The sequence below is a fragment of the Sphingomonas abietis genome, assembly GCF_027625475.1.
Classification (GTDB): domain Bacteria; phylum Pseudomonadota; class Alphaproteobacteria; order Sphingomonadales; family Sphingomonadaceae; genus Solisphingomonas; species Solisphingomonas abietis.
In genome coordinates, this window is the sequence record NZ_CP115174.1 from 109,716 (window position 1) to 133,739 (window position 24,024).

Annotated in this window: 24 protein-coding genes; 14 read left to right on the plus strand and 10 right to left on the minus strand. The window is 66.5% G+C overall.

Features of this window, described 5'->3' with window-relative positions:
- The first annotated feature begins 41 nt into the window (after positions 1-41).
- Positions 42-467, plus strand: coding sequence for a hypothetical protein (locus PBT88_RS00580; RefSeq protein ID WP_270077327.1), 426 nt, complete (start codon positions 42-44; stop codon positions 465-467).
- 48 nt (positions 468-515) lie between these two features.
- Here the strand turns inward: PBT88_RS00580 and PBT88_RS00585 are convergent, their stop codons facing one another.
- A complete protein-coding gene (locus PBT88_RS00585) occupies positions 516-794 on the minus strand; it encodes a hypothetical protein (RefSeq protein ID WP_270077328.1) in 279 nt (92 codons plus the stop codon).
- Positions 791-2,032: a NupC/NupG family nucleoside CNT transporter gene (locus PBT88_RS00590; RefSeq protein WP_270077329.1), complete on the minus strand. Its 1,242-nt coding sequence runs from the start codon at positions 2,030-2,032 to the stop codon at positions 791-793. Before PBT88_RS00590 ends, PBT88_RS00585 begins: the two co-directional genes overlap by 4 nt.
- Positions 2,033-2,174: 142 nt before the next feature.
- On the opposite strand from PBT88_RS00590, the gene PBT88_RS00595 reads away from it, so the two are divergent.
- The 6 genes from PBT88_RS00595 (at position 2,175) to PBT88_RS00620 (ending at position 6,413) form a co-directional block, all read left to right on the plus strand.
- Positions 2,175-2,792 carry a hypothetical protein gene (locus PBT88_RS00595; RefSeq protein ID WP_270077330.1) on the plus strand — a complete coding sequence of 206 codons (618 nt, stop codon included), beginning with the start codon at positions 2,175-2,177 and terminating at the stop codon, positions 2,790-2,792.
- Positions 2,793-2,878: 86 nt separating this feature from the next.
- On the plus strand, positions 2,879-3,547 hold the full coding sequence (locus tag PBT88_RS00600; protein WP_270077331.1) for a queuosine precursor transporter: 669 nt from the start codon (positions 2,879-2,881) through the stop codon (positions 3,545-3,547).
- Positions 3,548-3,593: 46 nt separating this feature from the next.
- A complete protein-coding gene (gene argB / locus PBT88_RS00605) occupies positions 3,594-4,514 on the plus strand; it encodes an acetylglutamate kinase (RefSeq protein ID WP_270077332.1) in 921 nt (306 codons plus the stop codon).
- 77 nt (positions 4,515-4,591) lie between these two features.
- Positions 4,592-4,894: a YggT family protein gene (locus PBT88_RS00610; protein ID WP_270077333.1), complete on the plus strand. Its 303-nt coding sequence runs from the start codon at positions 4,592-4,594 to the stop codon at positions 4,892-4,894.
- Positions 4,891-5,793, plus strand: coding sequence for a bifunctional methylenetetrahydrofolate dehydrogenase/methenyltetrahydrofolate cyclohydrolase FolD (folD, locus tag PBT88_RS00615; RefSeq protein ID WP_270077334.1), 903 nt, complete (start codon positions 4,891-4,893; stop codon positions 5,791-5,793). The genes PBT88_RS00610 and folD overlap by 4 nt, the downstream gene beginning before the upstream one ends.
- A complete protein-coding gene (locus tag PBT88_RS00620; protein WP_270079129.1) occupies positions 5,790-6,413 on the plus strand; it encodes a MarC family protein in 624 nt (207 codons plus the stop codon). Before folD ends, PBT88_RS00620 begins: the two co-directional genes overlap by 4 nt.
- A gap of 21 nt (positions 6,414-6,434) precedes the next feature.
- On the opposite strand, the gene PBT88_RS00625 is transcribed toward PBT88_RS00620, so the two are convergent.
- Positions 6,435-8,294, minus strand: coding sequence for an AcrB/AcrD/AcrF family protein (locus PBT88_RS00625; protein WP_270077335.1), 1,860 nt, complete (start codon positions 8,292-8,294; stop codon positions 6,435-6,437).
- Positions 8,295-8,404: 110 nt separating this feature from the next.
- On the opposite strand from PBT88_RS00625, the gene PBT88_RS00630 reads away from it, so the two are divergent.
- Complete coding sequence (locus PBT88_RS00630) at positions 8,405-8,839, plus strand: GtrA family protein (RefSeq protein WP_270077336.1); 435 nt, start codon at positions 8,405-8,407, stop codon at positions 8,837-8,839.
- 25 nt (positions 8,840-8,864) lie between these two features.
- A complete protein-coding gene (locus PBT88_RS00635; protein ID WP_270077337.1) occupies positions 8,865-9,830 on the plus strand; it encodes a glycosyltransferase family 2 protein in 966 nt (321 codons plus the stop codon).
- A gap of 12 nt (positions 9,831-9,842) precedes the next feature.
- Here PBT88_RS00635 and PBT88_RS00640 read toward each other — a convergent pair whose 3' ends face one another.
- From PBT88_RS00640 to PBT88_RS00650, 3 genes are read right to left on the minus strand one after another with little or no spacing between them, the layout of a single operon-like run.
- Positions 9,843-11,420: a hypothetical protein gene (locus tag PBT88_RS00640; RefSeq protein WP_270077338.1), complete on the minus strand. Its 1,578-nt coding sequence runs from the start codon at positions 11,418-11,420 to the stop codon at positions 9,843-9,845.
- 47 nt (positions 11,421-11,467) lie between these two features.
- Positions 11,468-13,282 (minus strand): hypothetical protein, encoded by a 1,815-nt coding sequence (locus tag PBT88_RS00645; RefSeq protein WP_270077339.1) that lies wholly within the window; start codon positions 13,280-13,282, stop codon positions 11,468-11,470.
- A gap of 29 nt (positions 13,283-13,311) precedes the next feature.
- Positions 13,312-14,856 carry an NAD(P)/FAD-dependent oxidoreductase gene (locus PBT88_RS00650; protein ID WP_270077340.1) on the minus strand — a complete coding sequence of 515 codons (1,545 nt, stop codon included), beginning with the start codon at positions 14,854-14,856 and terminating at the stop codon, positions 13,312-13,314.
- A gap of 174 nt (positions 14,857-15,030) precedes the next feature.
- On the opposite strand from PBT88_RS00650, the gene PBT88_RS00655 reads away from it, so the two are divergent.
- Positions 15,031-16,602: a glycosyltransferase family 39 protein gene (locus tag PBT88_RS00655; RefSeq protein ID WP_270077341.1), complete on the plus strand. Its 1,572-nt coding sequence runs from the start codon at positions 15,031-15,033 to the stop codon at positions 16,600-16,602.
- Here the strand turns inward: PBT88_RS00655 and PBT88_RS00660 are convergent.
- The gene (locus tag PBT88_RS00660; RefSeq protein WP_270077342.1) at positions 16,564-17,784 is read right to left on the minus strand and encodes an argininosuccinate synthase; all 1,221 of its coding nucleotides are present in this window, start codon (positions 17,782-17,784) and stop codon (positions 16,564-16,566) included. The two genes, PBT88_RS00655 and PBT88_RS00660, sit on opposite strands and share 39 nt — an antisense overlap.
- Before the next feature lie 97 nt (positions 17,785-17,881).
- Here PBT88_RS00660 and PBT88_RS00665 point away from each other — a divergent pair, with 97 nt between their 5' ends.
- Complete coding sequence (locus PBT88_RS00665; protein ID WP_270077343.1) at positions 17,882-18,337, plus strand: EF-hand domain-containing protein; 456 nt, start codon at positions 17,882-17,884, stop codon at positions 18,335-18,337.
- On the opposite strand, the gene PBT88_RS00670 is transcribed toward PBT88_RS00665, so the two are convergent.
- The gene (locus tag PBT88_RS00670) at positions 18,334-19,557 is read right to left on the minus strand and encodes an SAM-dependent methyltransferase (protein WP_270077344.1); all 1,224 of its coding nucleotides are present in this window, start codon (positions 19,555-19,557) and stop codon (positions 18,334-18,336) included. The genes PBT88_RS00665 and PBT88_RS00670 overlap by 4 nt on opposite strands.
- A gap of 40 nt (positions 19,558-19,597) precedes the next feature.
- On the minus strand, positions 19,598-20,806 hold the full coding sequence (gene rlmN, locus PBT88_RS00675; RefSeq protein WP_270077345.1) for a 23S rRNA (adenine(2503)-C(2))-methyltransferase RlmN: 1,209 nt from the start codon (positions 20,804-20,806) through the stop codon (positions 19,598-19,600).
- Positions 20,807-21,204: 398 nt separating this feature from the next.
- Here rlmN and PBT88_RS00680 point away from each other — a divergent pair, with 398 nt between their 5' ends.
- Entirely contained in the window at positions 21,205-21,399 is a 195-nt protein-coding gene (locus PBT88_RS00680) for a hypothetical protein (protein WP_270077346.1), read from the plus strand.
- A gap of 164 nt (positions 21,400-21,563) precedes the next feature.
- Here PBT88_RS00680 and PBT88_RS00685 read toward each other — a convergent pair whose 3' ends face one another.
- Entirely contained in the window at positions 21,564-22,121 is a 558-nt protein-coding gene (locus PBT88_RS00685) for a hypothetical protein (RefSeq protein WP_270077347.1), read from the minus strand.
- Positions 22,122-22,257: 136 nt separating this feature from the next.
- Between PBT88_RS00685 and PBT88_RS00690 the strand changes: the two genes are divergently transcribed.
- Together PBT88_RS00690 and dnaN are read left to right on the plus strand one after the other, a co-directional pair.
- Positions 22,258-22,764, plus strand: a complete 507-nt coding sequence (locus PBT88_RS00690; RefSeq protein WP_270077348.1) for an outer membrane protein — start codon at positions 22,258-22,260, stop codon at positions 22,762-22,764.
- 138 nt (positions 22,765-22,902) lie between these two features.
- Complete coding sequence (gene dnaN, locus PBT88_RS00695; RefSeq protein ID WP_270077349.1) at positions 22,903-24,021, plus strand: DNA polymerase III subunit beta; 1,119 nt, start codon at positions 22,903-22,905, stop codon at positions 24,019-24,021.
- The last annotated feature ends 3 nt before the right edge of the window (positions 24,022-24,024 follow it).

Sequence of the window (24,024 nt, forward strand, 5' to 3'; positions counted from 1 at the left end):
TTCGTGTTAGGCTCCGCGCTTGACGATCAGGAGGGACGGGCATGACCAAGTGGTTCGCAAGTGCTGCCGTGCTGGCAACGGGATTCTGGATGGCGGTGCCCGCGCACGCCGCCAACGACATCATGAAGGAATGCGGCGCCAAATATCAGGCGGCCAAGGCGGCCAACACGCTGGGCGGCAAGAACTGGGCGCAGTTCCTCGCGCAATGCCGTGGCGGCCAGGTGGCGGCTCCGGTAGTGGCGGCCCCCGTTGCGGCGGCGAGGCCCGTGGCTGCGGTGAAGCCCGTCGCGGCCGCCAAGCCGGCATCGCATCTGCCCGGCGCGCAGAGCCCGGCGATGGTGGCGATGCACGATCGCCAGCGCAAATGCGGCCAGCAATGGAGCGCGGACAAGGCCGCCGGCAAGATCCCGGCCGGTCAGAAATGGCCGCAATATTGGAGCGCCTGCAACACCCGCCTCAAGGGCTGAGTCTGACTGGGGGGACGGATTGCGCCGGCGCCGAACCGGCGATCCGTCCTAGCCCATGGCCAGCGTCAGCGTCCCGCCAACGGGCACCGCCTCCCAGGCATGGGTCAGCCGGGCGAACTCGGCGCGGATCGTGGTGATCGCGGTTTCGTCGAGCGGGAGCGGCGGGCAATGCCGCGCGGCGCAGGTGACGCGGTAGAGATCGATCATGTCGCGCGGGATGATCCGCTGCTTGGGGCATTCGATCCGCTCGCTGCCGCCGTCGGCGCGGGTGATGAGCAATGAATCGCTCCTGCCGGCGCCTTTGGTGAAGGCGAGCGCCGTCGTCATACCGGCAGCAGCAGGCCCGCAAATGCCGCCGACATCAGGTTGGCGAGGCTGCCGGCGAGCAAAGCGCGCAGGCCGAGCTTGGCGATGGTCGGGCGCTGGTTGGGGGCGAGGTTGCCGGTCACCGCCATCTGGATCGCGATCGAGGAGAAGTTGGCGAAACCGCATAGGGCAAAGGTCACCACCGCCACCGTATGCGGCGACAGCGTGCTGTCCTTGCCGAGCGAGATATAGGCGACGAACTCGTTGAGCACGATCTTCTCGCCGAACAGGCCGCCGGCGATTCCCGCCTCGTGCCACGGCACGTTGAGCAGGTACATCAGCGGCGCGAAGGCATAGCCGAGGATGCGCTGGAAGGTGAGATCGTCGATCCCGAACCAGTGGCCGAAGCCGGTCAGCAGGCCGTTGGCGAGCGCCACCAGCGCCACGAACGCCAGCACCATCGCGCCGACCGCGACGGCGAGCCGCACCCCGGTCTGTGCGCCCTGCGCGGCCGCCATGATGATGTTGGCGGGCTTCTCCTCGTCATGGGTCGCCTCGGCGATGATGACCGGCTCGGCATCCGCGTCGCTCGGCGGGGCGGACAGCGGATCGGGCATGATCATCTTGGCCATCAGCAGGCCGCCCGGCGCCGACATGAAGCTCGCGGCGAGCAGATAGTCGATCTTGATTCCCATCGAGGCATAAGCGGCGAGGATCGTGCCGGCGACGCCCGCCATTCCGCTGGTCATCACCGCGAACACCTGCGGCTGGGTGAGGCTGGCGAGATAGGGCCGGATGACGAGCGGCGATTCGCTCTGGCCGACGAAGATGTTGGCGGCGGCGCACAGCGATTCGACCTTGGAGATGCCGATCACCTTCTCGATCCCGCCGCCGATCCACTTCACGATCAGCTGCATGATCCCGACATGGTAGAGGATCGAGACCAGCGCCGCGAAGAAGATGATCACCGGCAGCGCCTGGATCGCGAACATCTGGCCGAGCGGATCGCTCGCGAACTTGCCGAACAGGAACTGGGTGCCGGCATTGGCATAGCCGAGCAGGTCCGAGACGCCGCCGGACAGCCATTCGAGCACGGTGCGGCCCCATGGCACGTAGAGCACCAGCACCGCGATCGCGGCCTGGACGGCGAAGGCGGCGCCGACCACGCGCAGGCGGATCGCCCGGCGATCGGCCGAGAAGGCGAAGGCGATCAGCAGGATCACGGCAATACCGGCAAGGCCGGTCAGGATCTTCGTCATCGGTGGGCGGATATCCCTGGAACACACTGGCTGCGACCATACACGGGCCGGCCCGCCCGACCAGCCTCCATTCAACGGACGTTCAGGTGCCGGACGCAGGATGGCGACTGCATCCGTCCCTGATTCCGAAGGAAAAGTTCCGATGCGACTGAGCCGAACACTTCTCGTCACCAGTATCGCCGCCGCGATCGCAGGCGTGACCGCGGTTGCCGCCGCCGATCGCCAGCCCGTCCACACCCTGCTCGTCCACCTGCCCGACGGCAGCGTCGAGCAGGTGCGCTACACCGGCGACGTCGCCCCGCATGTCGTGCTGCATCCGGTCGCGGCCGATCCGATGCTCGCCGCCTTCGGCGCCGATGATTCGCCGTTCGCGATGATGGATCGCATCTCGGCGCAGATGGACGCGCAGATGTCCGGCCTGATGCGGCAGGCCGCGATGATGCAGCAGATGACGCCCGAGCAGCTCCGGCAGACGGCGCTCGCGGGCGCGCCGGCCGGCGCGACCTCCAGCTTCACGATGATCTCCACCTCGGGCGGCAACGGCGCGTGCAGCCAGAGCATCCGCACCGTGTCGCTGGGTGACGGCAGGGCGCCGCAGGTGACGCGCACCGCGTCCGGTGATTGCGGATCGGCGATGCAGGGCAGGTCGCAAGGCCTGACCCCGACCGTCGCCCCCGCGGCCAAGGCGCCGCCGGTCGCGACGCCGGCCGTGCTGCCGGTGAAGCCGGTCGCGCCGAAGGTCGACCGCGACAGTATCTGACGCCCTCCCGGGGGAGGGAAAGGCCGGGCGCACCCATGTCGTGCGTCCGGCCTTTTCGTGCGCGGTGAAAGCGGATAGCAGGGTACATGTCTTCTGCACCGGCGGCGGCGCCCGCCATTCCCCGCACCCTCTTCGTCTTCTCGCTCTTCTATGGCGGCATGGTCTGCATGGCGGGCGTGCTCGGGGTGAAGCAGGTCGCGCTCGGATCGCTGCCGCTGTTCGGGCCGCTCGCGGTCGAGGCGGGGATCTTCGCCTTCCTGATGCTGGTCGCGCTCGGCAGCAGCGTCGCCGAGCTTTACGGGCAGCGCACCGCGACCTTGCTGGTGCGGCTGGGCTTCGTGCCGATGTTCGCCGCCGCGCTGCTGATCCAGATCGTGCTGCTGCTGCCGACCGACAAGGGCATGTATCCGCCGGCCGTTGCCGCCTTCCCGATCGTGGTCGGGCAGGGCGCGCGGATGATGCTGGCGGGGTTCATCTCCTACGGCACCTCGCAGACGCTCAACGTGCTGATCTTTGCGAAGCTGTCGCGCGGTGGCGGCAAGCTGCTGTGGCTGCGCGGGATGATCGCCAGCGTCGTCAGCCAGATCATCGACACCCTGCTGTTCATCACCATCTCCTTCCTCGGCGAGCGACCGATCCTCGGGCTGATGGTCGGCCAGATGATGACCAAGGTGTTGCTGTCGATCATCCTGGTGCCGTGGCTGATCACCGGGCTGGTCGCGTTCGGGCGCTGGCTGGATGCGCGCCGCGTCTGACGATTCCGGGCTACCGATCCGGCCCCGGCAACGCTATGGCGCGGGCATGACATTGCCCGATCTCCTTCCCGATCCCGCCATGCTTGCCAAGGCGGAGACGCTCACCGAGGCGCTGCCCTATCTCCAGCGCTATGCCGGGCAGACCTTCGTGGTCAAATATGGCGGCCACGCGATGGGCGATCCGGACATGGCGCGCAGCTTCGCCTCCGACATCGTGCTGCTCAAGATGGTCGGCATCAACCCGGTGGTGGTGCATGGCGGCGGCCCGCAGATCGGATCGATGCTGAAGCGGCTGGGCGTCGAATCGCGCTTCGTCGACGGCCTGCGCGTGACCGATGCGGAAACCGCGCAGATCGCCGAGATGGTGCTGGCCGGATCGATCAATAAGGAAATCGTCGGCTGGATCGGCCAGGCCGGCGGCAAGGCGGTCGGCCTGTCGGGCAAGGATGCGCGGCTGGTCGTTGCCGAGAAGGTCGGCCGTTCGGAGCCGGACAAGCTCCAGGGCATCGAACGGCATGTCGATCTCGGCTTCGTCGGCGAGCCCAAGCATGTCGATCGTACCATCCTCGATACGCTGTCGGCCTCGGGCTTTATCCCGGTGGTGGCGCCGATCGGGATCGGGGCGGACGGCCACACCTACAACATCAATGCGGACACGATGGCCGGCGCGATCGCGGGGGCGCTGAAGGCGGCGCGGCTGTTCCTGCTGACCGACGTGGCGGGCGTGCTCGACAAGGACAAGCAGTTGCTCTCCGATCTCGTGCCCGGCGATGTCGAGCGGCTGAAGGCGGACGGCACCATCTCGGGGGGCATGATCCCCAAGATGGAAACCTGCGTCCATGCGATCGAGGCCGGGGTGGACGCCGCCGTCATCCTCGACGGGCGCATCCCCCATGCGCTGCTGCTCGAAATCTTTACCCGCCAGGGGGCAGGCACGCTGGTAAGGGCCGCGGAAACGCTGTCCTGACGGCCAGATTCCGGTCCTGATGGAAAGCGACGGACCACTCGGCTAGAAGCAACGAACAGGCTCCTGAGGGAACGCGAATGTATTCGATCTACCAGATCCTCCAGCTCCTCCTGACGGTGCTGTTCTACATCATCATGATCCAGGCGATCGCCTCGTGGCTGATCGCCTTCAACGTGATCAACATGCGCAACGATTTCGTGCGCCAGTTCCTCTATGCGCTCGATCGCATCACCGCGCCGCTGTACCGGCCGATCCGCCGCATCCTGCCCGATTTCGGCGGGCTCGATTTCTCGCCGATGGTGGTGCTGCTGATCGTGATCATCCTCCAGCGCATCCTGCTGCCCAACATCTTCGCCTCGCTGATCGGCGCGACCGCGTGACGGCCGCGATCATCGACGGCAAGGCCTTCGCCGCCACGCTGCGCGAGAAGGTGGCGGCGCTGGTGCCGGCCTTCGAGGCGGCGGCGGGGCGCAGGCCCGGGCTGACGGTGGTGATCGTCGGCGAGGATGCGGCGAGCCAGGTCTATGTCCGCTCCAAGGGCAAGGCGACCGAGGCGGCGGGCATGGTCAGCACCACCCACAGGCTGCCGGCGGACACGACGCAGGACGATCTGCTGGCGCTGATCGGGACGCTCAACGCCGATCCGACGGTGGACGGCATCCTCGTCCAGCTGCCGCTCCCGAAGCATATCGACGAGCAGGTGGTGATCGCCACGATCGATCCGGACAAGGACGTCGATGGCTTCCACGTCGTCAATGTCGGTCGGCTGGGGGTCGGGCAGGAGGGCTTCGTGCCCTGCACGCCGCTCGGCTGCATCATGCTGCTGGAGGATCGCCTCGGCGATCTGTCGGGGCTGAACGCGGTGGTGGTCGGTCGTTCCAACATCGTCGGCAAGCCGATGGCGCAGCTGCTGCTCGCCAAGAGCTGCACCGTCACGATCGCGCATTCGCGGACGCAGGATCTGCCGGGCGTCTGCCGCCGCGCCGACATCCTCGTCGCGGCGGTCGGCCGGCCGGAGATGATCAAGGGCGACTGGATCAAGCCGGGCGCCACCGTGATCGACGTCGGCATCAACCGCATCGACAACCGCACCGACGGGGGCGAAGGCGGCACCAGGCTGGTCGGCGATGTCGATTTCGCCGAAGCGGTGGAGGTCGCCGGCGCGATCACGCCGGTGCCGGGCGGGGTCGGGCCGATGACGATCGCAGTGCTGCTGCGCAACACATTGGTCTCGGCCTATCGCCGCGAAGGCGTCGCGCTCGGAAAGGGCTCGATCTGATCGCGCTCTTCCTCTCGGCGTTCGTCACCTTCTTCGTGGTGATCGATCCGCCCGGCTGCGCGCCGATCTTCGCGGGGCTGACGCGCGGCACCGACATGGCGCACCGCACCCAGATGGCGGTGCGCTCGACCATCGTCGCGGCCCTGATCCTGCTCGCCTTCGCGCTGCTCGGCGAGCCGCTGCTCAAGACGCTCGGCATCAGCCTCGACGCCTTCCGCATCGCCGGCGGCATCATGCTGTTCCTGATCGCGCTGGAAATGGTGTTCGAGAAGCGCCAGCAACGCCGCGAGACCCGTGCCGAGGACATTGCCGCGCATCCCGAGCAATATGACGATATCTCGATCTTCCCGATGGCGATGCCGATGATCGCCGGGCCGGGGTCGATCGCATCGGCCATGCTGATGATGCAGCGCGCGCATGGCCTGTCGGCGCATGTCATCGTGCTGGCGGCGCTGGCCGCCAACCTGGCGATCATGATGGGCGCCTTGCTCACCGCCGGGCCGCTGATGCGCTTCCTCGGCTACAAGGTGGAGGCGGTGATCACCCGCCTGCTCGGCGTGCTGCTGGCGGCGCTGGCGGCGCAGTTCGTCATCGACGGGCTGCGCGCCTCCTTCGCCTGATCAAACAGGCCGCCGGCTCGATCAGCCGACCACCTTCCACAGCTGATAGGGCGAATTGGCCGGGAGCGGCTGGCGGGCCAGCCAGTTCGGCGTCCAGCCGCTTTGCAGCTTGGCGTAGAAGCCCGCCGGCGCCTCGGCCTGATAGATCGTCGCCTCGGACATGTGCGGGCACAGCAGCAGATATTGCGCGTGGTGCGCGTCGATGATCGCATGGGCCTGGTCCGGCGTGCCGCGGAAGGCATGTTCGATATCGAGGATCGCCCGCCAGTTGCGGTGATAAGGGCCGCCGACCGCGCTGTGATGGGTGAGCGTGATCAGGCGCGGCCCATTGTCGATCATCGTGAAGAACAGCGCGGGGGGCAGCTTGCCGATCGGTGCGAGCGACGGGATCGTCATGCAGCGGCGATTGGCGAGGCTGGTGAGATCGGGCTTGGGCTTGCCGCCCGGCTTGGGCGCGGCCGGCCATGCCTCGCGGCCGCTGGCGATGGCCCAGAGATTGGCGACCTTGAGCTTGCTGAACCGATCGGGCACGCGATCGAGCCCAACGGTGAACAGCAGCCCGGACGCGATCAGGAAGGCGGCGACGGGGCCGATCACCCGCACCAGCACCGATGAGCTCCGCCGCAGCTGCACGAAGCCCCACAGCGCGATATAGGCCGCGCCCGACACGGCGAGCATCTCGGCGCTCGGCGCGGTGCGGATCTGCCAGAACAGCAGCGCCGTCGCGAACAGGGTGAACAGGGTGACGGGCGCCCATTCGGCGGCGGCGCGCGTGCCCCAGCGGCGGATCATCGCGACCAGCGCGCCGATCGAGCCGACGAACGGCATCGCGGCGATATCCACGAAGGTGCCGATCGGGTGCATGTAGATCGGCCGCGCCTCGCTGACGTGGCTCAGCCACAGCCTGTCGGCCTCGGGCGGGATGCCTTCCAGCCGGTGCCCAAAGCATTGCGGGAAACCGATCACGTAGATCGCGCCCGCGATGCCGCCCGCGACGATCACGAGCAGCAGCCTGATCGCCCGATGGGGCGCGGGCACGAACGAGATCGCGAGCAGCAGCACCGCCGCCGATGCCACGGTCGTCATCCACACCGGCGACAGCACATCGCAGACCGGATGCCAATTGTCGTTGGAGGCGAAGACGAGGAAGCACAGGATCGTCGCGACGGCGAGGCTGGCGCCATAGCTGCGGATGCGCGGCGTCTCGGCGGCGTCCCACGCCCAGTGCAGCGCCACGGCGGCGCCGGCGAAGGCGACGTAGGGCAGCATCTCCAGCCCGATCGCGAGCGACAGTGCCGAGGAGAGGGCGATGATGATGCCGGATTTGCGCTTGTCCGGCTCGGTCAGCCCGGCGACCGTCGTCATCAGGAAGGCGAGCTGCCAGCCATGATGGTCGATCCGCAGCGGCGACCACATGCCCATCGTGTAGCCCGCGCACAGCAGCAGCGGCAGACCCAGCACATAGGCGCGGGGCCCGATCAGGCGGCGCACCGTCAGCGCGCTCATCAGCATCGCCAGCAGCATCGGCAGCATCGGCGCGACCGCGCAGGCCCAGCGATAGGCCAACTGGGTGCCGACGATCGGCTGGAACAGCAGGATCAGCCCGGCCAGCGGCAGATCGACCAGCCGCGACCAGTGGATCGAGAAGCCGCCCGGCGGGTTCATCCGATACTGGCGCAGATCGTACCAGCCCTGGCCGGCCAGCCAGTCGCGCACCTGGTCGAAGCGCATATTGTCGTCGGTATCGGAGAGCGCGAGCCAGTGGATCGCATTCGCCTTCTGGACGAGCAGGACGATCGCGACCACCACCCAGAAACCGAAGGTGACGAGCTTCCAGCGACGATCGATCAGATCTTCGGCCCAGCGTTCGAGGCGTTCCATGCGGGAATCAGAGATCACGTCCGTCATGCGGGGCTTCATGTCCGATAAGGATTTGAGATTTAGTATCCCTCGCTCTAGTCGCTGGACGGGTGGGAGCAAGGGGTGCGCAGGTGCGTGACGGATTGGTAAGACTTTGGACCGGGCTCGACCACGGCCATCGCGCGCTCGTCGTGCAGCTGCTCCGCTACGGCGTGGTCGGCGTCGGCGTCACCCTGTTCCAGATCGTGATCTACAATGTCCTGATCGGGGCGGGGCATCGCCCGCCGCTGATCGCCAATACGCTGGCGACGATGGCGGCGATGGTGGTCGGCTACACCATCCACAGCCGCTTCACCTTCGATGGGCATGGCGAGCGCGAGAGCGAGATCAAGGCAATCTTCCGCTTCGTCGTCACCAACGGCGTGGTCGGTTTCGGGGTCAACAGCTTCTGGGTGTGGCTGTTCACCCAGGCGCTGCATCTCTCGCCGCACTGGCCGTCCGTGCCGATGTTCTGCGTCACCCCCGCGATCCTGTTCTGGCTCAACCGGAAGTGGGTTTTCGATTGACGGCGAACCGGCGTAAGGACGCATCATGATTGCTCCCTCTCCGCTGGTGACCGTCCTCGTGCCCGTGAAAGACGAGGAGGAAGCGATCGCCTCCTTCGTGCAGCGCGTCTCCGTCGTGCTCGAGGGACTCGGCGAGCCCGAAGGCTGGGAAATATTGTTCGTCGATGACGGCAGCCGCGATGCGACATTGGCCGCCATCGCCGCCGAGAACCGCGCCGATCCGCGCATTCGCTGCATCTCGCTGTCGCGCAATTTCGGCAAGGAGGCGGCGTTGTCCGCCGGGCTCGATCATGCCGCCGGCAAGGCGGTGATCCCGCTCGACGTCGATCTGCAGGATCCGCCCGAGGTGATCGCCACGATGGTCGCGCGCTGGCGGGAAGGCTTCGACGTCGTCTACGGCGTGCGCCGCAACCGGGAGAGCGACAGCCTGCCCAAGCGGCTGACCGCCGACCTCTATTATCGCGCGCACAATTATCTCTCGGCGGACAAGATTCCCGAACATGCCGGTGATTTCCGCCTGCTCGATCGCAAGGTGGTGGACGTCATCCGGATGATGCCGGAGCGCAACCGCTTCATGAAGGGGCTGTTCGCCTGGGCCGGCTTCCGCCAGACGGCGGTGGAATATAACCGGGCCGAGCGCGAACTGGGCACCACCAAGTTCAACTATTGGAAATTGTGGACGCTGGCGCTCGACGGCATCACCTCGGGATCGACGCTGCCGCTGCGGGTGTGGAGCTATCTCGGCGGCCTGGTCGCGGTCGGCACCCTGTTCTACGCCGCCTATCTGGTGATCCGCACCTTCGTCCATGGCGGCGACGTGCCGGGCTATCCGTCGCTGATGGTGGCGATCCTGTTCTTCGGCGGCGTGCAGCTGCTGTCGCTCGGCGTGCTCGGCGAATATGTCGGGCGCATCCTGGTCGAGACCAAGCACCGCCCGATCTATGTGGTGCGCGAGACGATCGGGGTGCCGCTCCAGCCGATCACGCGCTGACCGCGCCCACCGCTATCGGGCCGGATTCGGCCCCATCGCCTTCGGTGCCGGGTGGTGGATGATCCGGTAGAGCACGCCGAAGCGATTGCCTTCCCAGATAGGCACCAGATCGGGGTCGATCGGCCAGCGGTTGCTGGGCATGTCGATCATCCAGACATAGTCATAGGCATCGCGCGGGAAATATTCGAGCGCGATCTCGAGGATCGGCTCGTTGCGCGCACGGCAATCCGGACGGCGGACGATCTGCGAGGGATCGTGCGAATAATAGCGGCCCGCCGGCCGGTAATCGATCCGCAGCAGCTGGGCGCCGGGCGCCACCCATTGATCGTTGACGAAGGCCTGTCGGCGCACCGTCGCCATCGAGGAGAGATGCTCCATCCGGGACGAATACCAGGCCGATCGGCAGGGCGTGTTGATCAGCGCCATCACCCGTGATCCCATCGGCACATGATCGAGCGCCTTCAGCTGGGTGGTGTAGTTGCGCTCGAACTTGAGGAAGGCGAGGGTGGTGATGCTGATCCGGCCGACGAAGAACAGGGTGGCGGCCACCGCGATGCCGATCGCGATCCGCCGATCGGCGATCGGGCGCAGCGCCAGAATCAGGATTGCCAGCATGTAGGGCACCAGCCGCATGTCGGCATAGGCCGAACTCAGCAGCACGCGCGGCAGGCAAACGAAGATCGCGATCAGCACCGCGGCGCTGATGCCCAGGATCGGCTCGTAACGGCGCCACGGCTTCCAGACGAGGCCGGAGAGCGCGACCGCATAGAGCAAGGCGGCGCTCGCCATATCCCAGATCTGCACCCGCTCGCGCAGCACCGAGCGCAGCCAGATCCATTTGAAATACCAGTTGAACCAGTCGAACGTACCCTTGGGGCTGTCGCCGCCGCGCCACGGCATCAGCAACAGCGCCGGCGGCGCCAGCGGCAGGCAGGCGACGACCGCGCGCCAGCCGGTCTCGAACCAGGACTTGCCCTCTTTCCGCCGCCTGACGACCTCGGCGATGAAGCACAGGATGCCCAGCGTGCCCCAGGCGAAGCTGTGCGCCACCCATAGCAGGAAGGAGACGACGAAGAACACATAAGGCCGCGCCTTGAGCTTCCCCGTCCGCGCCATGCGCAGCCAGAAGGCGAAGGCGATCAGCATCAACCCCATCGCGAAGGCGAAGTTGACGAAGCCGAACTGGAAGGGATAGCCGAAGGCCAGCGGCAGCGCGAAGAGCGCGGTGGCCGGCACCCGGCCATGGATTTCGCGCGCGACCAGCAGCAGCCCGGCGACCATGATGCAGGGGATCGACAGCACGATCAGCTTGACCGCCAGCTCCAGCCCGAGGATCGGGCCGAGCAGCTCGACCAGCAGATCGCAGCCGAGATTGCCGATCAGCCCCCAGTCGAACCGGTAATAATGCGGCAGATAGGGCGAGTGGCCGATATCCAGCTGCACCCGATAGCGGCCCATATGGCCCATCAGATCTGTCAGCGGCGGAATCGCCGGGAGGAGGAGCGGGATGGCGGCAAGCGCGATCATCGCCAGGGCGAAGCTGCGCGTCTCCCAGAAGGCGGTACGCGGGGACGGCGACGGGTCTGTCATACGGCTACCCGCGATAGTCTGCGCCGGGGGGCGCGGGCAAGCGCCGATCAGCGGGTGATCGCGTAGAGGCGTGCGAAGCGGAGCCTGGGAACCGCGACCGGAGTCAACCAGGCGGGTGGTTTGCCGGCGACCAAGCGGGCGGCGAGGCCACCCGGAGCGTCGCGGGCGTACAGGAAGGCGTCGCCGTCACCGGGGCAGACCAAGACATATTTCGGGTGGTAGCGGAGCGCGATCGCGTGCGCGGTTGCATCGTCGGCGGTGAAAAAGCGGATCGTCTGCTCCAACGCCGGAGCATCGCGGTGATAGCCCGAGGCTACGGCACTGTGATGCGTCGCCGCGATCAGCGCCTCGGAGGTGGACGACGTCGTCAGGATAAGCGCGGGTGGCAGCGTATCGAGCCGTTGCAGATTATCGAGTCCGGTGCAGTTGACTCCGATTGTCATCAGCGCACTGGCCATATGTGGCGACGCATTCCATTTCGCGGGGATGAGCGAAATCGCCGCAGCCACCGGTGCGATCGGATTGAGCAGGACGATCGTGGCGGCAGCGGCCGGCGCGCGCAGCCAGATCGTTCGCAGTGCCATGGCTCGGTTCCACATCGCGCGCAGGAGGAGGAGTGCGCCGGGGACGGCCAGAAGGTTGGATAAAGCCGCGGCGCGCATCAGCATGAGGCCGATCGCGAATGAGGCGGCGAAAAGGGCTGCATAGTCGAGGAGCGGCGCCTGCCGGGTGGTAGCCGCGTGACGCAGTCCAAGCGCGGCGCCGACCAGCCCGAGGAGAGGGAAGCCGTTATACACCGCGACTGTGACGACAGGCTGCGTCCAGAAGGGCAGGCCTTCGGGTATCTGCAGATACCAGAGGCGATAGCTGAGCGGCGGTAAGGATGCGAAGGGGCCGCCTCCGCACTGGGGCGCCCACAATTTGTAGGTCGCGGCCGCCAGCAGTGCGGCAGTGGCGATGCCGATGCCACGGACGACGATGCCACGCGGCGCGAGCGCCAGGCAGACGGTCGTTCCGATCGCCGCCACCGCGAACATCACCATGTGGACGGGCGAAACCGCGTCGCAATAGGTCTTGCCGAACAATGCGCTCCCGTGGGCGACGAGGAAGAGCGCCAGACTGCCGAGCGATACGGCGCCTAGAAAGGCGGGAAGCGTCGCACCCTCGCGGGTGGGACGGATCAGCCAACAAACCCCGAGCCAGCCTCCGCATGCCGCCGTGAAGAGGATCCCTTCGAGCGAGATGTGCATCCACAGCGCGGCGATCAGCCCGGCGATCGCTGCGCGGCCCGGCATCCGCGGGCCGAGCAGCAGCAGCACCATGCCGAGCGCGCACGTCACCTGCCAGCCATGGTGATCGATCCGCAGCGGATGCGAAGTCAGGACGATGCCGCCATTGATCGCGCAACAGGCCGCCGCGAGCAGCGCCAAGGCATCGCTGTTCAGCAGGCGGCGGGTGATTGCGGCCATCAGCAAGGCGATGCAGGCGTAGGTCAGCATCGGCACCGCGACACAGGCGAGGATTTCGGCCTGCGCCGGGCCGACGAACGGCCGGAAAGCGAGGATGGCAGCGGCCAGTGGCACGTCGACCAGACGCGACCAGTGCATGGGCATGCCCAGGGGGGGGCTCACCCGATATTGGGTGACGTCGGTCCAGGCCTGCCCGGCCATCCAGTCGCGCACCTGCTGGAGGCGCATGAGGTCATCGGGATCGCCAAACTGCCGCTTCGCAATCGAATCGGCGGACATCAGCACGAGAAAGGCGATGCCGAGCGCCACGATCGCAATCAGGGCCAACCGATACCACCAGCGGGGCATGCCGGCAGCGCTCTCTTCGGGCCGGGCGCCCGGCCGTGATCGCATCACGTCGATCATGACGCCCGGCCGCCCGGTCACGCTGCCTTCAGGCGGCGCGGTACGGCGCGCACCGATGCGAGCGCCGCCTTCTGGTCCTCGTCGAGCGGCGCGGCGATCTGCGCGTCCGCGCCCTCGTTGCCCGACTCATGATATTCGGCATCCTCGTTGACCGCCCAGACATCATATTGGCGATGGCCGGCCAGGATGTTGCGGACGGTCAGCATCGCCGTCATCATCGCATGATCCTGGTTGTTGTAGCGGTGCATGCCGTTGCGGCCGACCAGATGGAGCGTCGGATAGGCGGCCTCCAATTCGGTGCGCATCGCGGTGACATGGCGGGCATAGGCATCGTCATAGACCGGATAGGCCTTCTCCTGCCGCACCACCACGCCGCCCTCGACGGTGGCCGGATCGCACAGGCCGAGAATGCCCATTTCCTTCGTGGCGAGATCGATCAGCACGTCGTCCGGCGACGCCCACACGCCATCACCCTCGAAGCAGAAATATTCGAGGCCGACGCAGGCCAGTTCGGGATCGGGCACCATTTCCGGCGACCAGCTGCGGAAATTCTGGATGCGGCCGACCTTCACCTTCGAATCATGGATGTAGATCCAGTTGTCGGGGAACAGGTCTTCGGAACGGATCATCAGCGCGACGGTCAGGAAGTCGCGATATTTGAGATCGAGCGCATCGGGCAGCGACTGCGGCAGCGGATGGATGCGGCCGGCCAGCTCGCGCATCGGCGCCGACGAGATGACGTGGGCGGCGCGGATCACGCGATCGCCGTCCGGCCCGGTCGCGACCATGCGCCAGCCGGATTTGTCCTGGCTGAGCTGCTTCAGATTGTGCGCCATCAACACGCTGTTGCCGCCCTCGACCACGCGGTCACGCGCGGCCTCCCACATCATGCCGGGGCCCTTGCGCGGATAACGGAAGCTTTCCAGCAGCGTCTTGGTCGCCATGCCGTCATTGGGCTTCTTGTTCAGCCCGAGCGAGCGCTTGAGGCCATCCAGCACGGCGCCGCCGAGGCTCAGTCCCTTGATACGCTGGGCGGCCCAGTCCGCCGAAATCTCGTCGCAGGGCATGCCCCACACCTTCTCGGTGTAGGTCTTGAAGAAGATGCCGAACAGCTTGGCGCCGAACTGGTTGATCGTCCAATCCTGGAAGCTCCTGGCCTCCTTCTTGGGGAACAGCTTCCAGCGCAGATAGCTCGCCATGCAGAGCGTCGAGCGCCACACGCCGAGGTTGAACAGCGCCTCGAACGCGCGGAGCGGATAGCTGTAGAATTTGCCCTCGTAATAGATGCGGCTCATCCGCGGGCGTTCGATGAAGTCGTCCGGCAGGATCTCGTTCCAGAGGTCGACCACTTCGCGGCTCTTCGAGAAGAAGCGATGGCCGCCGATGTCGAACCGGAAGCCGTGATGTTCCACGGTGCGGCTGATGCCGCCGACATAGACCGGATCCTTCTCGATCACGGTCACGGTCTTGCCGGCCTTGGTGAGCAGGTAGGCGGCCGTCAGGCCGGCCGGGCCTGCGCCGATGATGGCGACGTCGACACTATTCTGCTGTTCGCTATGCACGCTCGTCTCCCCGGGCGATCCTTCGTCTTTCCGATGCGGCGAAACTGGATAATTTACGGTTAAAACCTGTCCCGGATCGGCCCGGAAGCCCCGATTTACGGGATATTCGCATGGTCCCCCTTCGGCTAAGTCCGATTCGCCGGGGGGCGGGGACGAGATGTGACGAATCGGGATATGCAGGCACGTCGCGCAGCGTTGCCCGTCGTGATGGCGGTGGCGGCGGTGCTGGCCGGATCGGTCCTGCGCCTGTGGCATGTCGCAGGCGAGCCATTGTGGCTGGACGAGGCCTATAGCGCCTTTGCCGCCGATCACGGCTTCGCCTTCCTCTGGCATGTCGTTCCCCAATATGAGACCCACCCGCCGGTCTATTATTCGCTGCTGCGGATCTGGAGCGGATGGGCCGGCACCGGGCTGGTCGCGCGACGGGCGCTCGGGCTTCTTTGCGGTTTCGGGACGATCCTGGTGGTCGGCATGGTCGCGGCGCGGCTGGGGCGGATCACCCGTATGTCCCGCCGTGACCGGCTGTGGCTGATCGCGATCATGCTGTCCCTGGTGGCGCTCCAGCCGCTGCTGATCGCGATGAGCCGGCAGGTGCGGCCCTATCCGGTGATGATCCTCGTCTATGCGACGAGCCTGCTGCCGCTGCTCCGGCTGATCCAGGATACCGCACGCCGAAACCGGCCGGATCGCGCCGCGATCGCCGGCTTCTTCCTCTGCGAGGCGCTGATGCTGTGGCTGCACAGCCTCGGCCCACTATTTGGTCTGTCGATGACGCTGGCGCTCGGTGTCGCGGTGCTGAAACCCGGCCTCGGTCGGCGCGACTGGACATGGCTGGCGGGCGGGCAGGCGGTGGTCGGACTGATCTACCTGCCGGCCTTCCTGATCATGATCCATCAGGCGACCGGATGGGTGAGCAGCACCTGGGTGACCTTCGCGATGGCCGACGTGCCGGTCGCGATCGGGCAGATCTATCTCGACTGGAATCTGTGGGCGCGCCTGATCGCGCTGGTGGCGGCGATCGTCGGCGCCACCCTGCTGCTGCGGCGCCTGGGCGGCGGCCGGCTGCTGACCATCCTGCTGCTGATGGCGCTGCTGCCGGTGCTGCTGTCGATCCTGCTGTCGGCCCTGGTCTCGCCGGTGTTCCTGGCGCGGACATTGAGCCCGGCGGCGATCCCGGCCCTGCTGCTGCTCAGCGTCGGCCTGGTCTGGCCGGGGCGCTGGCTGTGGGCCGGGCTGGTGCCGCTCTCGGCCGTGCTGGGCTCGATGGTGATCATCGACCGGATGGAGGCGAGGGTCGGGCCGGCGCAGGATTGGTATGGCGCGATCGCCTGGCTCACCCCCCGCATGGCGCCGGGCGACGTGGTGTGGGCCTATCCCAATGAGGGCGCGCTACCGCTGGCCTATGCGTTGCGGGATCAGCGCCGGCACCTGCCGCTGATGCAGGTGCCGGCGGCGATGCCGGCGCTCGCGGTGCCCGGCTACCACCCGACCGGAAGCCGGGGCGCCGTCTCGCTCTATCCCGCGCAGATCGATGCGCTGATGCGAACCGATGCCGCCCGCCGCCCGCCGACGATCTGGCTGCTCCGGCTGACCGGGCCACTCTACGACACCAACGACCATATGCTTCACGCGCTGGAGCGGAACCGGGTGACGGTCGGTCGTTTCCAGAGTCGTCAGATCGATCTGATTGGCCTGAGACGGACGGATTTAGCGCCCGTCGCGGCGGCCGAGCAGGCGCAGCCGTAGCGCGTTGAGCTTGATGAAGCCGGCCGCGTCGCGCTGGTCATAGGCGCCGGCGTCCTCCTCGAAGGTGACGACCTTCTCGGAATAGAGCGTGTCGGGCGACTTGCGGCCGACCACCGAGGCCTGGCCCTTGTAGAGCTTGAGGCGGACGGTGCCGTTCACCCGCGCCTGCGAATGGTCGATCGCGGCCTGGAGCATCTCGCGCTCGGGCGAGAACCAGAAGCCGTTGTAGATCAGTTCGGCATAGCGCACCGCCAGCTCGTCCTTGAGGTGGGCGGCGCCGCGATCCAGCGTGATCTGCTCGATGCCGCGATGCGCGGCGTGGTAGATGGTGCCGCCCGGCGTCTCGTACATGCCGCGCGACTTCATGCCGACGAAGCGGTTCTCGACGAGATCGAGCCGGCCGATGCCGTGGGTCTTACCGAGGCCGTTCAGCGCCTCCAGCAGCGTCGCGGGGCTCATCGCCTCGCCGTTCAGCGCGACGCCGTCGCCCTTCTCGAAATCGATGGTGATATATTCCGGGGTGTCGGGCGCATCCTCGGGGTTGTTGGTGCGCGAATAGACATAGTCCGGCACCTCGTCCCACGGATTCTCCAGCACCTTACCCTCGGACGAGGTGTGGAGCATGTTGGCGTCGGTGGAGAAGGGCGATTCGCCGCGCTTGTCCTTGGGCACCGGGATCTGGTGCTTCTCGGCATATTCGATCAGCTTGGTGCGGCTGGTCAGATCCCACTCCCGCCACGGCGCGATCACCTTGATGTCGGGCTGGAGCGCGTAATAGCCGAGCTCGAAGCGGACCTGGTCATTGCCCTTGCCGGTGGCGCCGTGGCTGACCGCATCGGCGCCGACCATCTTGGCGATCTCGATCTGGCGCTTGGCGATCAGCGGCCGCGCGATCGAGGTGCCGAGCAGATAGGTGCCCTCGTAGAGCGCGTTGGCGCGCATCATCGGGAACACATAGTCGCGCACGAACTCCTCGCGCAGATCGTCGATGAAGATATGCTCGGGCTTCACGCCCATCAGCAGCGCCTTGGCGCGGGCCGGCTCCAGTTCCTCGCCTTGGCCGAGATCGGCGGTGAAGGTGACGACCTCGCAATTGTAGGTCTCCTTCAGCCATTTCAGGATCACGCTGGTATCGAGACCGCCCGAATAAGCGAGGACGACGCGGTTGACCGGCTGAGACATGGCGAGTTCCTTACGGACACAAGGGGGTGACGGGACGGGCGCGCCTGTGCCATCGCCGGGCCTGCGGTTCAAGCCGCGCTGTTGCCGGAGTGTCATGATGTCGAAGTGCTGGCGGCTGTCGCCGACCGTTGTGGCCGCCGCTGCGGTGCCCCTCCTTCTCGCCGTCGGTGCGGCGCGGGCCGATCCCCCGCCGGTGCATCGATCGGATGTCGAGGCGCGCGCGATCGCCATGTTCGACAAGGCCGACGTCAATCATGACGGGGTGATGACCCGCGAGGAATATCATGCCGCCTTGGCCGCGATCGTGAAGGCGAAGGGCGGCACGCCGACGGCGAAGGGCTGGGCGATGGTCGATGCGCAGTTCGATGCCGTCGATCAGGCGCATAGCGGACGCATTCCGCGCGCCGCCTTCGTCGCCGCGGCGCTCGCCCATACCGATGGCGCGGACCTCAACCATGACGGCACGGTGACGCCCGACGAGGCGCGCAAGGCGGCGAGCATCAAGCGCAAGATGCTCAAGGCGCAGGCGAAGGCCGCGAAGGCGACCCCTTAACCCTTGGCGAGCAGCGCCTTCTCCGCCTCGGCGATATAATCCCGCGTGATCGGCAGCGCGTGCCGATCGCGGACATATTGGAGCTGGAAATTGACCATGTCGGCATGGCGGAATGCCGTGATCGCGCCGGCGAGGTAGAAGCGCCACATGCGGTAGAAGCGCTCGTCGTAGAGCGCGACGATCTGGTCCTTCGCGGCGCCGGTGCGGGCGTACCAGGGTTCGATCGTCAGCCCGTAATGGAGGCGCAGCACCTCGAGGTCCGAGAGCATCAGATGCTCGCGCTCGCTCGCCGCGACCGTTTCCGACAGCGCCGGGATATAGCCGCCGGGGAAGATATATTTGGCGGTGAAGCCATCGGTGAAGCTCGGCGGGCCGACTCGGCCGATGGTGTGGATCAGCGCCACCCCGTCCTCGGTCAGCAGATCGCGGACCTTGCGGAAATAGGCACGGAAATCGGGCACGCCGACATGCTCGAACATGCCGACCGAGACGATGCGATCGAATCGGCCATCGAGCGTGCGATAGTCGATCAGCTCGAATTTCACGCGATCGGCGACGCCGGCCTCCTCGGCGCGGCGGCGGGCGACCTTGAGCTGCTCCTCGCTGAGCGTGATGCCGAGCACGTCGACGTCGGCGACGCGGTTCAGGTAGAGCGCCATGCCGCCCCAGCCGCAGCCGATGTCGAGCACCTTCTGGCCGGGCTTGAGGGCCAGCTTGGCGGCGATGTGCGCCTTCTTCTCGAGCTGCGCCCGATCGAGATCGCGATCATTATTCTCGGGGGTGAAGTAGGCGCAGCTATATTGCTTGTCGCGATCGAGGAAGAGATCGTAGAGCCGATCGCTCAGATCATAATGATGCGCGACATTCTTGCGCGATTTGCGCCGGTTGTTGGCGCGGCCGAGCCGGGTGATCCACGGATGCTCGCCGATGGCGAGGCCGTCGTCGGTCGCCGTCTCCCAGCGCGCATTGGCCCGGTAGAGATCGATGAAGGCGAGGATATCGTCCCCCTCCACGTCGATCCGGCCGTCCATATAGGCTTCCGCCATGCCGAGCGCGGGGCGGCGGACGAGATCGAGCGGCACCTTCTTGTCGTGAAACCGCAGATGGACCGGGGCGCGGCCGGGTTCGGGTGCGCCATAACGGTACGTCTGGCCGGCAGCGTCGGTGATGGTCAGTTCGCCCTGGCGGACGATACGGCGGAACAGGGGATCGAGTAGCATGACGAAACGGACCTAGAACCAGCCGGGGGGCGAAGGCAAGTCAGCCGAGCGCTGCTTGCTTCTCCTCCGCCAGCCGATCGAGTTCGGCCCGGCTCTTCTTCTCGGAGGAGGTCTTGAGCTGGCCGCAGGCGGCATCGATGTCGCGGCCGCGCGGCGTGCGGATCGGCGCCGAGATGCCGGCCTCGAACACGATGTTCGAGAAGCTGCGGATGCGCTCCGGCGTCGAACATTCATACGCGGCGCCCGGCCACGGGTTGAACGGGATCAGGTTCACCTTGGCGGGCAGGCGGTATTTGCGGATCAGCCGGACCAGCTCATGCGCATCCGCATCGCTGTCATTCTTGTCCTTGAGCATCACATATTCGAAGGTGATGCGGCGGGCATTGTTGGCGCCAGGGTAATCGGCGCAGGCCTGCAACAGTTCCTCGATGCCATATTTGCGGTTGAGCGGCACGATCTCGTCGCGGACCTCCTTGGTCACGCCGTGCAGCGAGACGGCGAGGTTGACGCCGATCTCCTCGCCGGCGCGCGCCATCATCGGCACTACGCCGGACGTGCTGAGCGTGATGCGGCGGCGCGACAGGCCGAGCCCGTCGCCATCCATCACGATCTTGAGCGCATCGCGCACCGCATCGAAATTATAGAGCGGCTCGCCCATGCCCATCATCACGATGTTGGTGAGCATCCGCCCTTCGGGCTGGCTCGGCCATTCGCCGAGCGAATCGCGCGCCAGCATGACCTGGCCGACGATCTCGCCCGGCGTCAGGTTGCGGACCAGCCGCATCGTGCCGGTGTGGCAGAAGCGGCAGTTGAGCGTGCAGCCGACCTGGCTGGAGACGCACAGGGTGCCGCGATCGGCATCGGGGATGAACACCATCTCGAAATCATGGCCGTCGGTGGAGCGCAGCAGCCATTTGCGGGTGCCGTCGTTGGAGACCTGTGCCTCCACAACCGCCGGGCGATCGACCGAGAAATGCTCGGTGAGCCACGGATGCTGGGCCTTGGCGATGTCGGTCATCGTCTCGAACGCGGTGGCGCCGCGATGATAGATCCAGTGCCACAATTGCTTGGCGCGCAGCTTGGCCTGCTTGGGCTCCATGCCGACGGCTTCGAGCTCGCCCCGGATCTGCTCGCGGCTGAGGCCGACGAGGCTCGTCTTGCCTTCCTCCGCGCCGGGCGGAGTCGCGCGCGGCACGGGCACGGGATCGACATGGCCGGCGATCGGCATCAGGTTCGGGGCTATCTGCATGGCGCGCACATAATGGAAATCGGGGTGTTTTTCCAGTGGCGTGGCGGCCGCGGGAAAGCGCCGAATCCGGCGCCAGGACGGGGTGGGGGCGAAGTTGACAAAGTTGACAGCGAGCGGGCCGAAGAAAAGACCTTTTCGCCGATTGCGCCGGGGCTGAGAAAGAGTCGCCGGATGTCTCGCCGGCAACCCGACGCTGACAGACGAAATCCTACAAGGGAAGGACGTTCGCTCATTTCTGTTATTCTGGCTGTGGCTATTCTGGCTGTGGCGACGATGGGCATCATGTTGCGAAAGGGATCCCTTTTGCGACAAGTTGTCCGGGTTCGATTTGGTTGAAAGCCGCTTGTCGGCTACCGGAGAGAGGAATAACGTAAAAGCGACACGCCAAGGAGGACGGAATGAAGCCGGCACTGGTTTACCCGATCGCTGTCGGTGTGCTGACTGGCCTCTCTCTGACGCTTTTGGATGCATTCCATGTTGGAGAGCATTCAGCATGGCGCGCTGCCCTAGTAGGCGGCCTCTGCGGAGGTTTGGTTTACTGGATAGGGCCGAAGCTGGCTGGCAAATCAATCAAACGAACCGGCAGCCTCTGAGCGTTCCCATAAGGCGATCGAGTGACTGCGTAGGAGGCGCTTTTGCGTCTCGGATGTTGCGAAAGCGTTCCCTTTCGCAACATCAACCGCGCACCTATCATCTCAATAGCTTGCCGGTTGCATAAGGCCGTCGCTTAATATCTGCGCCGTGACCGGGCGCGCCCTCACCGCATCGGGCAGGCCAAGGCCGCCGCATCGATCGCGCTGGCTGCGCCGCGCAGGCGGTAGACGTCGGCGAAGGGGTGGCCGTCGGCGCCGATGCCGCTGATGCTCATCGAACTGCCCGATCGCATCGCGGCGACGATCCGCGCATCCTGGTGGCGATCATGCGCCCAGGCCTGCTGGCCATGGCCGATCAGCGCGAAGGCGGCGTCGCCGATGGCCAGCGTCACCGGCTCGCCGTCGCGCAGCGCGTAGCTCAGATGGATCGAGAGTTGCGTGCGGATGCGCCGGCCCGGCCAGTAAGCCACCGCGGCGAAGGCGCCGCGCCCGGCCGCGATGGTGCTGGGCGGCGGGGCCGCGATCGCGAAGCAGCGGGCCGGGGCGTTGGCCGGGCCTTCGCGAAACGCGCCCCAATCGCGAAACACGGCGATCGAGGTCCGGTCGGGCGCAGCGCGGTCGGGCATCGCATGATCCGCCGCCCGTGCCGCCTGCGCCGTCCCGACTGCGGCGAGCAGCGCCGTAAGGGCGGCAGTCCGCATTTCAACATGGAACGGTTTCATTTTCGTACCTTTGTTGCGGCGCGGCAACACCGCCCAATCCGTTTATGTGACGTTCATGTGACAACGCTCAGTGGCCGCCGCCGCGGACCCGACATCCCCCTGGAGAGGACGGGACGCAAGCGTAAGGAGTAAGTTTATGCGTATCATGTTCGCCGCAGCCATTGCCGCCGCCGCCATCGCCGCCCCCGCCTTCGCGCAGGACGCCGCGCCGTTCACCGGTGCGCGCCTCGGCGTCACCCTGGGCTACGACAAGACCCACGACCAGGACGGCTTCACCTATGGCGGCGCCTTCGGTTACGACAAGGCCGTGGCCCCCAGGATCACGCTGGGCGCCGAGGCGACCTTCGAGGATTCGACCACCAAGGGCGACGGCTTCAACGTGTCGCGCGATGTCGCGATCTCGGCCCGCGCCGGCTATGTGGTGTTGCCGCGCGTGCTCGCCTTCGCCAAGGTCGGCTACGACACGACCCGCTTCGAATATCAGGGCGGCCACACCAACCTCGAGGGCGTGCGCTACGGCGGCGGCCTGGAATATGCGGTGACGCCGCGCACCTATGTGTCGGCCGAATATCGCCGCACCGAATATGAGGATGATTTCGGCGGCCGTGACGCCGGCATCGTCGGCTTCGGCGTGCGCTTCTGATCGCGCGATCGATCCGAAGTTAAGCCCGAAAATGAGCAAGGGGGCCGGGGCGGAGACGCTTCGGCCCCTTTCTTATGGCTGGCGGCCTGCGAACGGCGCGCTATAACCACTCTCCAAGTCAGTGTAAGCGGGGACGGAATGAAGGCGACGATCGAGCGGGCGACGCTTCTGAAGGGACTGAGCCATGTCCAGTCCGTGGTGGAGCGACGCAATACCATCCCGATCCTGTCCAACGTGCTGATCGAGGCGTCGGCCGGCGGCGGATTGAAGCTGATGGCGACCGATCTCGATCTCCAGATCGTCGAAATCGTCGATGCGGCGGTCGATCAGGCCGGTGCCACCACCGTCTCCGCCCACACATTGTTCGATATCGCGCGCAAGCTGCCCGAGGGGTCGCAGGTCCAATTGACCGCGGCCGAGGGCAAGATGCTGGTGACGGCAGGCCGCGCGCGCTTCAACCTCGCGACCCTGCCGCGCGACGATTTCCCGGTGATCGCCGAGGGCGACCTGCCGACCAAATTCGATCTGCCGGCGGCGACGCTGCGCCAGATCATCGACAAGACCCGCTTCGCGATCTCGACCGAAGAGACCCGCTATTATCTGAACGGCATCTATTTCCACGTCGCCGACGAGGGCGCTGACGGCCCGGTGCTCAAGGCGGCCGCGACCGACGGCCACCGGCTCGCCCGCGTGACCGTGCCGCAGCCGGAGGGCGCCGCCGGGATGCCGGGCGTGATCATCCCGCGCAAATGCGTGGCCGAGCTGCGCAAATTGCTCGACGAGGTCGACGGGTCGGTCGAGCTGTCGCTGAGCGGCACCAAGATCCGCTTCGGGCTGGGCGCCGCGATCCTGACCTCCAAGCTGATCGACGGCACCTTCCCGGATTATTCGCGAGTGATCCCGACCGGCAACGACAAGCTGCTCAAGATCGATCCGAAGAGCTTCATGCAGGGCGTCGATCGCGTCGCCACCATCGCGTCCGAAAAGACCCGCGCGGTGAAGATGAGCCTCGATCGCGACAAGATCACGCTGTCCGTCACCTCGCCGGAGAATGGCACGGCGGCCGAGGAAGTGCCCGGCCTCTACGCCTCGCTCGGCTTCGAGATCGGCTTCAACGCGCGCTATCTGATGGATATCCTCGGCCAGATCGAGGGCGACGAGGTCGAGGTCCATCTCGCCGATGCGGCGGCGCCGACGCTGATCCGCGAGGGCGAGAAGGCCCCGGCGCTCTACGTGCTGATGCCGATGCGCGTCTGATCT

What these genes read in the sequence shown, in the direction of transcription:
- PBT88_RS00670 (WP_270077344.1), bottom strand. Translation starts at nt 19,557, where the DNA reads ATGCTACTCGATCCCCTGTTCCGCCGTATCGTCCGCCAGGGCGAACTG.
- PBT88_RS00585 (WP_270077328.1), bottom strand. Translation starts at nt 794, where the DNA reads ATGACGACGGCGCTCGCCTTCACCAAAGGCGCCGGCAGGAGCGATTCA.
- PBT88_RS00635 (WP_270077337.1), top strand. Translation starts at nt 8,865, where the DNA reads ATGATTGCTCCCTCTCCGCTGGTGACCGTCCTCGTGCCCGTGAAAGAC.
- PBT88_RS00590 (WP_270077329.1), bottom strand. Translation starts at nt 2,032, where the DNA reads ATGACGAAGATCCTGACCGGCCTTGCCGGTATTGCCGTGATCCTGCTG.
- PBT88_RS00690 (WP_270077348.1), top strand. Translation starts at nt 22,258, where the DNA reads ATGCGTATCATGTTCGCCGCAGCCATTGCCGCCGCCGCCATCGCCGCC.
- PBT88_RS00610 (WP_270077333.1), top strand. Translation starts at nt 4,592, where the DNA reads ATGTATTCGATCTACCAGATCCTCCAGCTCCTCCTGACGGTGCTGTTC.
- PBT88_RS00595 (WP_270077330.1), top strand. Translation starts at nt 2,175, where the DNA reads ATGCGACTGAGCCGAACACTTCTCGTCACCAGTATCGCCGCCGCGATC.
- PBT88_RS00665 (WP_270077343.1), top strand. Translation starts at nt 17,882, where the DNA reads ATGTCGAAGTGCTGGCGGCTGTCGCCGACCGTTGTGGCCGCCGCTGCG.
- PBT88_RS00680 (WP_270077346.1), top strand. Translation starts at nt 21,205, where the DNA reads ATGAAGCCGGCACTGGTTTACCCGATCGCTGTCGGTGTGCTGACTGGC.
- PBT88_RS00625 (WP_270077335.1), bottom strand. Translation starts at nt 8,294, where the DNA reads ATGGAACGCCTCGAACGCTGGGCCGAAGATCTGATCGATCGTCGCTGG.
- PBT88_RS00685 (WP_270077347.1), bottom strand. Translation starts at nt 22,121, where the DNA reads ATGAAACCGTTCCATGTTGAAATGCGGACTGCCGCCCTTACGGCGCTG.
- PBT88_RS00640 (WP_270077338.1), bottom strand. Translation starts at nt 11,420, where the DNA reads ATGACAGACCCGTCGCCGTCCCCGCGTACCGCCTTCTGGGAGACGCGC.
- rlmN (WP_270077345.1), bottom strand. Translation starts at nt 20,806, where the DNA reads ATGCAGATAGCCCCGAACCTGATGCCGATCGCCGGCCATGTCGATCCC.
- PBT88_RS00600 (WP_270077331.1), top strand. Translation starts at nt 2,879, where the DNA reads ATGTCTTCTGCACCGGCGGCGGCGCCCGCCATTCCCCGCACCCTCTTC.
- PBT88_RS00655 (WP_270077341.1), top strand. Translation starts at nt 15,031, where the DNA reads ATGCAGGCACGTCGCGCAGCGTTGCCCGTCGTGATGGCGGTGGCGGCG.
- PBT88_RS00660 (WP_270077342.1), bottom strand. Translation starts at nt 17,784, where the DNA reads ATGTCTCAGCCGGTCAACCGCGTCGTCCTCGCTTATTCGGGCGGTCTC.
- argB (WP_270077332.1), top strand. Translation starts at nt 3,594, where the DNA reads ATGACATTGCCCGATCTCCTTCCCGATCCCGCCATGCTTGCCAAGGCG.
- PBT88_RS00580 (WP_270077327.1), top strand. Translation starts at nt 42, where the DNA reads ATGACCAAGTGGTTCGCAAGTGCTGCCGTGCTGGCAACGGGATTCTGG.
- dnaN (WP_270077349.1), top strand. Translation starts at nt 22,903, where the DNA reads ATGAAGGCGACGATCGAGCGGGCGACGCTTCTGAAGGGACTGAGCCAT.
- PBT88_RS00645 (WP_270077339.1), bottom strand. Translation starts at nt 13,282, where the DNA reads ATGCGATCACGGCCGGGCGCCCGGCCCGAAGAGAGCGCTGCCGGCATG.